Here is a 12,895-nt window from a genome sequence, read left to right as displayed (position 1 = left end):
TCGCGCCGCGTCTGCTTGCGCTTGCCAATGGATTCCGCATCGCCGAAGGTGAGTTGCATCATGATCGCCTCACTGGAGCCGGATCAATTGTGGCAGGATTGATAGGAGTTGTTCAGACCTTCCTTAAGCTGGTGACGGAATTGACAGATGCCGAACTACTCTGCCGCATGCGCGACTGCTTCGATGCCTTCGGCACGCGCTTGGCGCAAGCCTATTCGGACATACCGACAGGGCAAGGGCTGGTGGAGATTGATGTAGCAGTGGCGGCAGGGCGCAAACGGGGCATAGATCCAGCGTGAAGGCGGTAGCAGGAGGGCGCTGGCGTTGGCAGATCGCTATCCCATCGTCACGCCTGCTGATTTCTGGACCCAGCACAGCGGCTGATTGCCGCCGCCGCGACACCACCCCGCCCGGGATGGGACAATGGCGGTTCCGCCCGCCACGCCGATGCCATGACCACGCCCACCCGCCGCGAACTTGCCAACGCCATCCGTTTCCTCGCCATCGACGCCGTGCAGGCCGCCAATTCCGGGCATCCGGGCATGCCGATGGGCATGGCGGACATCGCCGAGGTGCTGTGGAACGACTACCTGCGCTGCAACCCGGCCAATCCGGGCTGGGCGGATCGTGACCGCTTCATCCTCTCCAACGGCCACGGTTCAATGCTGCAGTACGCGCTGCTGCACCTGAGCGGCTATGACCTGTCCATCGACGATCTGAAGCAGTTCCGCCAACTGGAATCGAAGACGCCGGGCCATCCCGAGAACTTCATGACGCCGGGCGTGGAAACCACCACCGGCCCGCTGGGGCAGGGGCTGGCGAATGCGGTCGGTTTCGCGCTGGCGGAGAAGTTGCTGGCGCAGCGTTTCAATCGTGACGGCCACGACATCGTCGATCACCGTACCTGGGTGTTCCTTGGCGATGGCTGCCTGATGGAAGGCATCAGCCATGAAGTCGCCTCGCTCGCCGGCACCTGGGGCCTGCACAAGCTGGTTGCGTTCTGGGACGACAACCACATCAGCATCGACGGCAATACCGATGGCTGGTTCACCGACGACACACCCAAGCGCTTCGAGGCCTATGGCTGGAACGTGGTGCGCGGTGTCGATGGGCATGACGCGGTGGAGATCAAGACCGCCATCGAGACGGCGCTGAAGTCCACCGACAAGCCCACGCTGATCTGCTGCCGCACCACGATTGGCTTTGGTTCGCCGAACAAGGCCGGCAAGGAATCCAGCCACGGCGCGCCACTGGGCAAGGACGAGATCGCGTTGACCCGCGAAGCGCTGGGCTGGGCGCACGATGCGTTTGCTATTCCGGACGACATCTATGCCGGCTGGCGTGCGCGTGACCGCGCCGTTGCCGAGGCCGAATGGAACACGCGCTTTGCTGCATACAAGGCCGCATATCCGGACGCCGCCGCCGAGTTCGAGCGACGCCTGTCGGGCGCGCTGCCGGCAACCTTCGCCGCCGATGCGCAGGCGTTCGTGGACAAGGTGCAGGCCGAGGGCGCGACCATCGCCAGCCGCAAGGCCTCGCAGAACGCCATCGAAGCATACGCGCCGCTGCTGCCAGAACTGGTGGGCGGCTCCGCCGACCTTGCACATTCCAACCTGACCCTGTGGAAGGGCAGCAAGTCGGTGGCCGGCAAGGATCCGGACGCCAACTACATCTATTCCGGCGTGCGCGAGTTCGGCATGACCGCGATTGGCAACGGGCTGGCGCTGCACGGCGGCTTCATTCCGTATGACGCCACCTTCCTCGTGTTCAGCGACTACGCGCGCAACGCCGTACGCATGAGCGCGCTGATGGATGTGCGTGCGATCCACGTCTATACCCACGACTCGATTGGCCTGGGCGAAGACGGCCCGACCCATCAGCCCATCGAGCATCTGGCCTCGCTGCGCTACATCCCGAACAACGATGTGTGGCGTCCGTGTGATGCAGTGGAATCGGCGGTGGCGTGGAAGTTCGCCATCGAACGCGCGGATGGCCCGAGTTGCCTGATATTCAGCCGCCAGAACCTGCCGCACCAGTCGCGTGATGCGCAGCAAGTGGCGAACATCAATCGCGGCGGTTACGTGCTGAAGGACAGCGCGGGCGCGCCCGAAGTGATCCTGATCGCCACCGGCAGCGAAGTCGGCCTTGCGATGCAGGCGGCAGCGCAACTTGGCGATGCAGTGCGCGTGGTATCGATGCCGTGCAGTGACGTGTTTGACCGGCAGGATGCGGCGTATCGCGAAGCCGTGCTGCCGAAGGCCTGCCGCAAGCGCGTCGCCATCGAAGCCGGCGTCAGCGATTTCTGGCGCAAGTACGTGGGTCTGGACGGCGCGGTGGTCGGCATCGACAGCTTCGGCGCCAGCGCGCCGGCAGACAAGCTGTTCCCGCACTTCGGCTTCACCGTGGAGAACGTGGTCGCGGTGGCGAAGGCGTTGTAAGCGATTGGTACATGCCGGGGTCTGTGTGAAGGACAAACCTTCTTCGTCGCAGAAGTAGAGATGATCTACAAGCCGCAGGAGGTTTCTCCTGCGGCTTCCACCTTCCATTTTTCGCGGGATCGAACATGAAGCGAATAGTGGTATGTATCGCTATTTTGTTAGCACTTTCCAGCTGCAAGACGGGAAGCAAATTGGCGCGCGTGGACGCGAGCATCATCCTGCCCGAAAGCGCAAGCAGAATGCAGCTTGAGAAAACGCAGGTTTTCTTCATGCCGAACGAGATCGAGAGCCCTGCTCCTGTGTTCCCTGCCGATTATCCAGACAACGACGCGGACGTGACGGTTTGCGCAGGCTTCGTGGTGTCTGCGGAAGGCGAAGTGGTGAACATTCATCAGATCACCGATGAGTGGGGGTGTGAGCCTGAGGATTCGATTCCGGGCCGCGCGCTCTACCCGGAGGTGCAATCCGCGCTCTCGCGCTGGAGTTACTTCGCCGGCACAATCTGCACATTCGAAGTCGATGAAAGTGAATGTGACGGGCCGGATGCAAGATTGACGCCGACGGCTGTCAGGCTTGCCTACAGGTTTCGGTTCCTTATGTCGAATGGGAAAAAATCGGTTCAGGCAGGCAAGCGAGTGAAGTGAGCGTCAGCTCAAGCCTGCGGCGCAGGCTTGATCGACTTTCCCACACGCGGCATGCGCTGCAGGCGCGTGCCGCTGGCGCGGTCATGCCATGTGCGCTTCTCGCGGTCGATCCATGCCCACCAGAAGCCCAGCCCGCCGGCCAGCAATGACAGCGTGCCCATGGCGTAACGCAGCCACAGGGCGCGCACGGAGGGCGGGCCGCCCTGCATGTCGGTTGTCTTCAATCGCCACGGGCGCATGCCAAGGGTTTGCCCGCCGCGTCGCCAGCTGAGCACGGCGTACAGGCCGGTTGCGCACCAGCAGCACAGCCACAGCAGCCATTGCAGTGGACTGAACGGCGCGATGTTTTCGCTTGTCGGGTGGTGGCCCAGATAGGTATAGCCGAAGGTGAAGGCAGTGGAGATCAGCATCCACAGCGCCACCACCGGCATCAGGTCGTACAGCATCGCCAGCAGACGCCAGCCGACCAGTGCGCGTGGTGCTGCGGGTGCAGGCGTGGTGGTTGTGTCTTCGCTCATCGCAACAGGATACAGGCGGCGCGTGACTGGTTAGGCTAGCCGGATGCCGACTGCCGCCGACCGCCGCAAAGCCGCGAATGCATTGCCGCCGCTGGCGGATGCCGATGACGCGGCGATCGAGCGCTTCCTCGATGCCGCCTGGGCCGAGCACGGCCACGCGCCGGCCACGTTGGCCGCATATCGCGCCGATCTGCAGGTCTTCGCGCGCTGGCTGCAGTCGCGCTTGCCAGTGGTGACGCTGGCGCACGCGGCGCGTGAAGACCTGTTCGCCTACCTGCAAGCCCGCGCCGAGTTGGGCTACACCCCGCGCAGCGGCGCACGCCTGCTGTCCTGCCTGCGTGCCTTCTATGCGCATGTTTTGCGGCTGCGCCTGCGCGAGGATGACCCGGTGGCATTGCTGCAACCGCCACGGCTGCCACGGTTGTTGCCGAAGGCGTTGTCCGAAAGCCAGGTGGACGCATTGCTGCAAGCGCCCGACATCGAAACACCTATCGGCCTGCGCGACCGTGCGATGTTGGAATTGATGTACGCCTGCGGCCTGCGCGTCAGCGAGCTGGTGAGCCTGCCGGCGACCGCCATCAACCTGCGCCAGGGCGTGCTGCGCGTGCTGGGCAAGGGTAGCCGCGAGCGGCTGGTGCCGCTGGGCGAGGAATCCCGGCACTGGCTGGAGCGTTACATGCAGCAGGCGCGTCCGGCGCTGCTGGTCGGTGTGCGCGACCCATCCGGCGTGGCCGCGCTGTTTGTCGAAGCCGGCGGCGGTGCGCCCACCCGGCAGACGTTCTGGCTGCTGGTGAAGCGCTACGCGGCGGTGGCCGGCATCGACCCTGCGCGGATCAGTCCACACGGCCTGCGCCACAGCTTTGCCACCCATCTCTTGAATCACGGTGCCGACCTGCGCGCGCTGCAGATGCTGCTGGGCCACAGTTCGCTTTCGACCACCCAGATCTACACGCTGGTGGCGCGTGAACACCTGAAGGCGCTGCACGCCCGCCATCACCCGCGCGGCTGAACGGCGGCGTCTGCCGGCGCGTGCGAGAATGCGCGTTTTGGCGGGCCTGCCGCCGGTTCGGAGCCACGATGAAGCGTTTCATCCTTGCCGCGTTGTGCGGCATCAGCCTGTCCGCCTGTGCGCAGCCGGCCAGCGCGCCGCCCGCCAACGAACCCAAACCGGCGGTCGCACCGGCATCGCCCAAGGCCAAGCTGAACTTCGCTGCAGGCACGCCTGAGGCGCGTGCGCAGGCGGGGCTGCTGGCACTGAATCCACGCATCGAAATCGAAAGCATCGGCCCGGCGCCGATCCCCGGCTTCCGCGAGGCGGTGGTCACCGGTCAGGTGGTCTATGTCAGCGATGACGGCAAGTACCTGTTCAAGGGCGGGCTGCTGGATCTCGTGGGTCGCCGCGATCTGGCCGAGGACGCGATGGCGAAGGTGCGCAAGCAGGTGCTTGCGGGCATACCGGTGGAGGATCGCATCGTGTTCAAGACGCCGGGCACGCCTAAGTACAAGGTGATCGTGCTGACCGACATCGAATGCGGCTTTTGCCGCAAGTTCCACGAAGACATCGCGCAGTACACCGGGCGCGGCATCCAGGTTGAATACATGGCCTTCCCGCGCAACGGCATCGGCAGCCCGGACTACCATGCGATGGTTTCGGTCTGGTGTGCGGAAAACCGCAACAAGGCGCTGACCGATGCCAAGTCCGGTCGCCGGGTGCCCACTCGCACCTGCGCCCGCAGCCCGGTGGACATGCAGTACCGCGCAGGTGTGCGCATGGGCCTGACCGGCACGCCGATGCTGCTGGCCGAGGATGGCAGCCTGCTGGGTGGTTACCTGACGCCGGTGCAGTTGCAGCAGCTTCTGGAAGCGCGCGCAGCCAAGCCTGCAAGCGGCAGTTGATTCACCTGCGCCGGGCCGCTTGCGGGCGGCTCGGCTACAATGGCAGGCCCATTGCCACCGTCTGCCGGACATGATCGTCCTCGAGGGCGCGCCCGCCCTGTCGCCATTCCGCCGCGACCGCCTGCAAGCCCGTCTTGCCACCCTCGCCCCCGGCCTGCGCATCGCAGGCGCGTGGCACGGTTACTGGATCGATCCCGAAGCGGGTGCCACGCCCGACCTCGCCACGCTGCGCCGCATCCTGCAGGCGAACGAAGGCGTTGCCGATGCCGAAGCCGGCGCGGTCAGCCGCTTCGTGGTGCCGCGCCTTGGCACGCTGTCGCCCTGGGCCAGCAAGGCCACCGAACTGGTGCGCGGTGCCGGCCTGCCGGTGAAGCGGGTCGAGCGCGGCATGCGCATCGACCTGATCGGCTGGCCCGCTGATGCTGCCACCCAGTCCGCGTTGGCAAAGCTGCTGCATGACCCGATGACCCAGTCGCTGCTGGCCACGCGCGAGGAAGGCGCGGCGCTGTTCGCGGCACAGCCGGCAGGCGCGGTGGAAGTGATCCCGCTGGCGCAGCTGGAAGCCGCCAACAAGCGCCTTGGGCTTGCACTGGCGCAGGACGAAATCGACTACCTGCGTGAACGCTATGGCGAGCTCGGGCGCGATCCGCACGACGTCGAGCTGATGATGTTCGCGCAGGCCAATTCCGAACACTGCCGGCACAAGATCTTCAATGCCAGCTGGACCATCGACGGACGCGAGCAACCGCTGTCGCTGTTCAAGATGATCAAGAACACGCAGGCGCAGACGCCGGAGCATGTGCTGTCGGCCTACAACGACAACGCGGCGGTGGTGGAAGGGTATGCAACTGCACGCTGGCGGCCCGACCCGGCCACCCAGCAGTACCGCAGCGAACCGGCAAGTGACAGCGCCTTCTGCATCAAGGTGGAAACCCATAACCACCCGACCGCCATCGCGCCGTTTCCCGGTGCGTCCACCGGTGCCGGCGGCGAAATCCGTGACGAAGGTGCCACCGGGCGCGGCGGTCGGCCCAAGGCCGGCTTGTGTGGTTTCTCGGTATCGCATCTGCGCATTCCCACCTTGCCGCAGCCGTGGGAAGGGCAGCGCGCGCTCAATCCGCGCATGGCCTCCGCCTTCGAGATCATGCTCGACGGCCCGCTGGGTGCGGCGGCGTTCAACAACGAATTCGGCAGGCCCAACCTGACCGGCTACTTCCGCAGCTTTGAATTGCACGAAGCCGACGGACTGGTGCGCGCCTACGACAAGCCGATCATGCTGGCCGGCGGTATCGGCGCGATGGATCGCGGGCAGGTGGAAAAGCTGCGCCTGTCCGATGGCGATGCGGTGATCGTGCTTGGCGGCCCGGCAATGCTGATTGGCCTTGGCGGTGGTGCGGCAAGCTCGGTGGCCTCGGGCGATGTGGCCGAGGATTTGGACTTCGCCAGCGTGCAACGCGACAACCCGGAGATGGAGCGGCGCGCGCAGGAAGTCATCGACCGCTGCGTGGCGCTGGGCGCGGACAATCCGATCCTGAGCATCCACGATGTCGGCGCGGGTGGTCTGTCGAACGCGATTCCGGAACTGCTGCACGACTCCGGCGTTGGTGGCGTGATCGACCTCGGCAAGGTGCCGAAGGACGACCCGTCACTCTCGCCGATGCAACTGTGGTGCAACGAATCGCAGGAACGCTATGTGCTGGGCATCCCGCAGTCGCGGGTGGCCGAGTTCGCCGCGCTGTGCGAACGCGAGCGCTGCGTGTTCGCGGTGGTCGGCACCGCAACCAAGGAAGAACGGCTGGTGGTCGGCTATGCCGGCGAAGCGCCCGCCATCGACCTGCCGATGGACGTGCTGTTCGGCAAGCCACCGAAGATGCATCGCGACACCGCGCATCCCGCGCCGCCGTGCTGGCCGGAGGCCGACACCGACGCGATCAATCTGCGCGAAGCCGGCCTGCGCGTGCTGGCGCATCCGTCAGTCGCTGCAAAATCCTTCCTCATCACCATTGGCGACCGCACTGTCGGCGGCTTGACCGCGCGTGACCAGATGGTCGGCCCGTGGCAGGTGCCGGTGGCTGATTGCGCGATTACCTTGAGCGGTTTCGACGGCCATGCCGGCGAGGCGATGGCGGTGGGCGAACGCACGCCGCTGGCATTGCTGGACGCCGCCGCTTCCGCGCGCATGGCAGTGGGCGAGGCGATCACCAACCTGATTGCCGCGCCGGTGGAAGCACTCAACCGGATCAAGCTGTCGGCCAACTGGATGGCCGCTGCCGGCCATGCCGGCGAGGACGCGCGCCTGTTCGATGCGGTCAAGGCGGTGGGCATGGAACTGTGCCCGGAACTGGAACTCGGCATCCCGGTCGGCAAGGATTCGCTGTCGATGCAGGCGCAGTGGCAGGCCGATGGCGAAGCGCGCAAATCCGTTTCGCCGGTGTCGCTGGTCGTCTCCGCATTCGCGCCGGTGGTCGATGTACGCGGCCAGCTCACGCCGCTGTTGCGACGCGACGTGGAATCGGAGCTGTGGCTGATCGGTCTGGGCGGCGGTCGCCAGCGCATGGGCGGTTCGGTGCTGGCGCAGTGCCATCCGGAAGCGAACAACAATGCGGCGCTGCCGGCATTCGGTGGCGACGCGCCTGACCTTGATGATCCGCAGCGCCTGCGCGGGTTGTTTGAACTGATCCGCGATGCGCGCGAGGACGGGCTGTTGCTGGCCTATCACGACCGCTCCGATGGCGGCGTGTTTGCCGCGCTGTGCGAAATGGCGTTCGCCTCGCATCTTGGCCTCGACATTCGCCTCGATGGCTGGGGCGATGGCCGCACCGGCGATCCACTGCGCGTGCTGTTCAACGAGGAACTGGGCGCAGTGGTGCAGGTGCCCGTCGAAGAACGCGCCGCGTTCGCCGACCTGGTGGCGCAACACGGCCTGATCGAATGCGCGCAGCGCATCGCGGTGCCGACCACCGCGCCGGTGGTGCGCATCGCCGATGGCGACGACGTGCTTGCGCAGTGGCGCTGGGAAGAACTGTTCGATGCGTGGTGGTCGGTGACCCATGCCATGCAGCGCCTGCGCGACAATCCCGAATGCGCCGATGCCGAACGCGACGCCGCGCGCCGTTTCGATGCCCCGCCGATGCAGCCGAAGCTGACCTTCGACGCCGCCGAAGACATCGTCGCGCCCTACATCGCCACCGGTGCGCGGCCCAAGGTCGCGATCCTGCGCGAGCAGGGCGTCAACAGCCAGATGGAAACCGCATTCGCCTTCGATCGCGCCGGCTTCGACGTCTTCGACGTACACATGAGCGATCTGGTTGCCGGGCGCTTTGACCTCAGGGATTTCCACGGCTTCGTCGCCTGTGGCGGCTTCAGTTACGGCGACGTGCTGGGCGCGGGGCGCGGCTGGGCGACCAGCGTTCTTGAACGCCCGGCGCTGCGCGAAATGTTTGCCGCCTTCTTCGCCCGCGAGCGCAGCATCTCGCTGGGCATCTGCAACGGCTGCCAGATGATGGCGCAGTTGCGCGACATCATTCCCGGCGCGGAACACTGGCCGACCTTCCAGCGCAATGCCAGCGAGCAGTACGAAGCGCGCGTGGCGCTGCTGGAAGTAGGTGAATCGCCGTCACTGTTCCTGCGCGACATGGCCGGTTCGCGCATCCCGGTGGCGGTGGCACATGGCGAAGGCCGCGCGGTGTTCGCCGATGCCGTGGATCAGGCAGCAGTCAACGTGGCCCTGCGCTACGTCACCGGTGATGGCGGCATCGCAGGCAGCTACCCGGCCAATCCGAACGGTTCACCCGATGGCATTGCCGGTGTGACCAGCCGCGACGGCCGCGCCACCATCCTGATGCCGCATCCGGAGCGCACCTTGCGCCATGCCAATTTCAGTTGGGCACCCGCCGACTGGCCGGAGGATTCGCCGTGGCTGCGGATGTTCCGCAATGCGCGGGCGTGGTTGAACTGATCGGCATGCGGGGCTGTTAAAGTCGGCGGCGGATCGTTGGAGAGCCGCCGCGTGAATGCAGTCGCCAGTCAGCCCTTGGCCGTGCCGGAAGATGCCGACGAGCGCATCGCCGCCGCGCTGTTGCGCAACGGCAGGCTGAAGGACGCCGACCTCGCGCGTGCGCGCCGCCTGCAGGAGCAGGACGGCGGTGGCCTGCTGGTGCTGCTGGGCCGGTTGGGATTGGTGTCCGAACGCGACCACGCCGAAGCCTGCGTGGCCGAGCTGGGCCTGCCGCTGCGCAGCGCGAAGGACGTGCCGGAACTGCCGCCGGAAGACGTGGCCCTGGGTGTGAAGTTCATGAAGCAGTTCCACGTCGTCCCGGTGGCTGCGGACAGCACCCATGTGGACGTGCTGCTGGCCGACCCGCAGGACGGCTACGCGCGCGATGCGATTCGGCTTGCAACCGGGCGCGAGGTGCGCGCTTCGGTGGCGCTGCGCAGCGAGATCGACGAACTCATCGAGCGCTGGCACGGGCAGGGCCGCAGCGCGATGGACAGCATCGTGGAGAACGCCGAGGGCGAGGAAGGCTTCGACGATGTCGAACACCTGCGTGACTTGGCATCCGAAGCGCCGGTGATCCGGCTGGTGAACCTCATCATCCAGCGCGCGGTGGAACTGCGGGCCTCGGACATCCACATCGAACCGTTCGAGAACCGGCTGAAGGTGCGCTACCGCATCGATGGCGTGCTGGAGGAAGGCGAAAGCCCGCCGCAGAACCTGACCGCCGCGATCATCAGCCGCATCAAGATCATGGCCCGGCTCAACATCGCGGAACGGCGGCTGCCGCAGGACGGGCGCATCGTGATGCGCGTGCAGGGCAAGGAACTCGACCTGCGCGTCAGCACCGTGCCCACCGCGCATGGTGAATCGGTGGTGATGCGCCTGCTGGACCGCGAAACCGTGGTGCTGGATTTCGGGCGGCTGGGCTTCGGCCAGCAGTTCATGCCGCGCTTCCAGAAAGTGCTGGAGCAGCCGCACGGCATCCTGCTGGTGACCGGCCCCACCGGCTCCGGCAAGACCACCACGCTGTACACCGCGCTCAGCAAACTCAACACGCCCGACGTCAAGATCATCACCGTCGAAGATCCGATCGAATACCAGATCGAAGGCATCAACCAGATCCAGGCCAAGCCGCAGATCGGGCTGGATTTCGCCAACGCGCTGCGCAGCATCGTGCGCCAGGATCCGGACATCATCATGATCGGCGAAATGCGCGATCTTGAAACCGCGCGCATCGCCATCCAGTCCGCGCTGACCGGCCATCTGGTGCTGTCCACGCTGCACACCAACAACGCCGCGGGCGGCATCACCCGCCTGCTGGACATGGGCGTGGAGGATTACCTGCTGACCTCCACCGTCAACGGCATCCTCGCGCAGCGGCTGGTGCGCCGGCTGGAGCCGGTGCATGCGGAGAAGTACCCGGCATCGCCTGAGGAAATCGAGAAGTTCAGCCTGCGCCGCTACCAGCCGCAAGGCGACATCTTCCTGTATCGCCCGAAGCCCTCGCCGCTGTCGCCCACCGGCTATCTGGGCCGCACCACCATCATGGAACTGCTGGTGATGGACGATGACGTCCGCCGCGCGGTGATGCGGCACGCCGGCATGGACGAGATCGAACGGCTCGCGCGGCAGGCGGGCATGGCGACCATGTACGAAGTCGGCATCGCCAAGGCCCTGCGCGGCGAGACGACCATCGAGGAAGTGCTGCGCGTGACGGAGGATGCCTGAGCCGATGGCGCTCTACCGCTACAAGGCACTGAATGCGCGCGGTGAATTGCTGAACGGCCAGATGGAAGCCGCCAGCGATGCCGAAGTTGCATCGCGCCTGCAGGAGCAGGGCCATCTGCCGGTGGAGGCGAAGCTTGCCAGCGATGCCAGCGGTGATTCGGCGTGGAAGCTGCTGTTCAAGCCCAGCCCATTCGCCGGCCAGCGGCTGGTGCAGTTCACCCAGCAACTGGCAACGCTGCTGGGCGCGGGGCAGCCGCTGGATCGCGCGCTGGGCATCCTGCTGGAACTGCCGGAGGACGAAGCCGCACGTCGCACCATCGAGGACATCCGCGAAGCGGTGCGCGGTGGCGCGTCGCTGTCCGCCGCGCTGGATCGGCAGCACGGTACTTTCAGTCGCCTGTTCGTGAACATGGTGCGGGCGGGCGAAGCCGGCGGCAACCTGCACGAAACCCTGCAACGTCTGGCCGACTATCTGGAACGTTCGCGCGCATTGCGCGCACGGGTCATCAACGCGCTGGTGTATCCGGCGATCCTGCTGCTGATGGTGGGCCTGAGCCTGCTGTTCCTGCTGGGTTACGTGGTGCCGCAATTCGCAGCGATGTACGACAGTCTTGAAGCCGATTTGCCGTGGTTCTCGAAGCTGGTGCTGGGCGCGGGCGTGCTGGTGCGCGACTGGTGGATCGTGATTCTCGCGGTGCCGCTGTTGCTGCTGCTGTGGGTGGACCGCAAGCGCCGCGATCCTGCATTCATGCGCCGCTTCGACGCCTGGCTGCTGCAACGCAAGCTGGCCGGCACGCTGGTTGCCAAGCTGGACACCGCGCGGCTGGCGCGCACGCTGGGTACGCTGCTGCGCAACGGTGTGCCGTTGCTGCCCGCGCTGGGCATCGCCCGCAACGTGCTGGACAACCGCGTGCTGGCTGCCGATGTGGATGCCGCTGCCGAGGAGGTCAAGAACGGCATTGGCCTGTCCGCCGCGCTGGGCAAGGGCAAGCGCTTTCCGCGCCTTGCATTGCAGATGATTCAGGTCGGCGAGGAATCCGGCGCGCTGGACGCAATGCTGCTGAAGACCGCCGATACCTTCGATCAGGAAACCTCGGTGGCGATGGACCGCCTGCTGGCCGCGCTGGTGCCGGCTGTCACGCTGGTGCTGGCGGTCGTGGTCGGGCTGGTGATCCTGGCGGTGCTGTCGCCGATCTATGATTTGACGAATGTTGTGGGGTGATGCAGCACAATCGCCACTCCGTCATTCCGGCGAAAGCCGGGATCCAGCTTTTCGCTCATTCTCCAAGAGGCTGGATACGCAGACACAAGGTCTGCGAAAAGATACCGGCTTTCGCCGGAATGACGGCAAAAGCAACAACGAATCGGATTCGACAAACAGAGGTTTACATGCGCAATCGTCAATTCCCCCGGATCGTGTCGAAGGCCGCGCAGCGCGGCTTCTCCCTGATCGAGATCATCGTGGTGGTGGTGCTGATCGGCGGCATCGTTGCCTTCGCCGCTTCGCGCATCCTCGGCGGCGGTGATCGCGCCAAGGTCAACCTCGCCAAGGCGCAAGTGCAGACCCTGGCCGAGAAGGTGCAGCAGTACCGCATGGATACGGGGTCGATGCCGGCCACGCTGGACGCGCTGGTGAACAAGCCGGGCGATGCCGCCGGCTGGCTGGGGCCGTAT

At 65.9% G+C, this 12,895-nt stretch carries 10 protein-coding genes; 9 read left to right on the top strand and 1 reads right to left on the bottom strand.

Annotated features, from left to right (window positions below; genetic code table 11):
• From QM612_RS06110 to QM612_RS06100, 3 genes are all read left to right on the top strand, one after another.
• The coding region (locus QM612_RS06110; protein WP_415253014.1) for a hypothetical protein at nucleotides 1-299 on the top strand (299 nt) is incomplete at its 5' end.
• Nucleotides 300-452: 153 nt separating this feature from the next.
• A complete protein-coding gene (gene tkt, locus QM612_RS06105) occupies nucleotides 453-2,438 on the top strand; it encodes a transketolase (protein WP_415253013.1) in 1,986 nt (661 codons plus the stop codon).
• 125 nt (nucleotides 2,439-2,563) lie between these two features.
• Nucleotides 2,564-3,082 carry a hypothetical protein gene (locus QM612_RS06100; protein ID WP_415253012.1) on the top strand — a complete coding sequence of 173 codons (519 nt, stop codon included), beginning with the start codon at nucleotides 2,564-2,566 and terminating at the stop codon, nucleotides 3,080-3,082.
• Between the two features lie 8 nt (nucleotides 3,083-3,090).
• Here the strand turns inward: QM612_RS06100 and QM612_RS06095 are convergent, their stop codons facing one another.
• A complete protein-coding gene (locus tag QM612_RS06095) occupies nucleotides 3,091-3,600 on the bottom strand; it encodes an RDD family protein (protein WP_415253011.1) in 510 nt (169 codons plus the stop codon).
• Nucleotides 3,601-3,643: 43 nt separating this feature from the next.
• On the opposite strand from QM612_RS06095, the gene xerD reads away from it, so the two are divergent.
• From xerD to QM612_RS06065, 6 genes are all read left to right on the top strand, one after another.
• Nucleotides 3,644-4,609, top strand: a complete 966-nt coding sequence (gene xerD, locus QM612_RS06090) for a site-specific tyrosine recombinase XerD (RefSeq protein ID WP_415253010.1) — start codon at nucleotides 3,644-3,646, stop codon at nucleotides 4,607-4,609.
• 68 nt (nucleotides 4,610-4,677) lie between these two features.
• The gene (locus QM612_RS06085; protein WP_415253009.1) at nucleotides 4,678-5,496 is read left to right on the top strand and encodes a DsbC family protein; all 819 of its coding nucleotides are present in this window, start codon (nucleotides 4,678-4,680) and stop codon (nucleotides 5,494-5,496) included.
• Nucleotides 5,497-5,566: 70 nt separating this feature from the next.
• Nucleotides 5,567-9,454 (top strand): phosphoribosylformylglycinamidine synthase, encoded by a 3,888-nt coding sequence (purL, locus tag QM612_RS06080; protein WP_415253008.1) that lies wholly within the window; start codon nucleotides 5,567-5,569, stop codon nucleotides 9,452-9,454.
• A gap of 51 nt (nucleotides 9,455-9,505) precedes the next feature.
• The gene (gspE, locus tag QM612_RS06075; protein WP_415253007.1) at nucleotides 9,506-11,221 is read left to right on the top strand and encodes a type II secretion system ATPase GspE; all 1,716 of its coding nucleotides are present in this window, start codon (nucleotides 9,506-9,508) and stop codon (nucleotides 11,219-11,221) included.
• A gap of 4 nt (nucleotides 11,222-11,225) precedes the next feature.
• Nucleotides 11,226-12,443: a type II secretion system protein XpsF gene (gene xpsF / locus QM612_RS06070; RefSeq protein WP_415253006.1), complete on the top strand. Its 1,218-nt coding sequence runs from the start codon at nucleotides 11,226-11,228 to the stop codon at nucleotides 12,441-12,443.
• Nucleotides 12,444-12,610: 167 nt separating this feature from the next.
• The coding region (locus QM612_RS06065; protein ID WP_415253005.1) for a type II secretion system protein GspG at nucleotides 12,611-12,895 on the top strand (285 nt) is incomplete at its 3' end.

Source organism: Thermomonas sp. (genome assembly GCF_047606765.1).
Lineage (GTDB): Bacteria > Pseudomonadota > Gammaproteobacteria > Xanthomonadales > Xanthomonadaceae > Thermomonas.
The sequence above is the reverse complement of the archived record's forward strand: the minus strand, read 5'-3'. Positions and strand labels throughout refer to the sequence as shown.

Bases quoted from the DNA above. Each gene is read 5' to 3' on its own strand.
- tkt (WP_415253013.1), top strand. From the start codon at position 453: ATGACCACGCCCACCCGCCGCGAACTTGCCAACGCCATCCGTTTCCTC.
- QM612_RS06085 (WP_415253009.1), top strand. From the start codon at position 4,678: ATGAAGCGTTTCATCCTTGCCGCGTTGTGCGGCATCAGCCTGTCCGCC.
- xerD (WP_415253010.1), top strand. From the start codon at position 3,644: ATGCCGACTGCCGCCGACCGCCGCAAAGCCGCGAATGCATTGCCGCCG.
- purL (WP_415253008.1), top strand. From the start codon at position 5,567: ATGATCGTCCTCGAGGGCGCGCCCGCCCTGTCGCCATTCCGCCGCGAC.
- QM612_RS06095 (WP_415253011.1), bottom strand. From the start codon at position 3,600: ATGAGCGAAGACACAACCACCACGCCTGCACCCGCAGCACCACGCGCA.
- QM612_RS06100 (WP_415253012.1), top strand. From the start codon at position 2,564: ATGAAGCGAATAGTGGTATGTATCGCTATTTTGTTAGCACTTTCCAGC.
- xpsF (WP_415253006.1), top strand. From the start codon at position 11,226: ATGGCGCTCTACCGCTACAAGGCACTGAATGCGCGCGGTGAATTGCTG.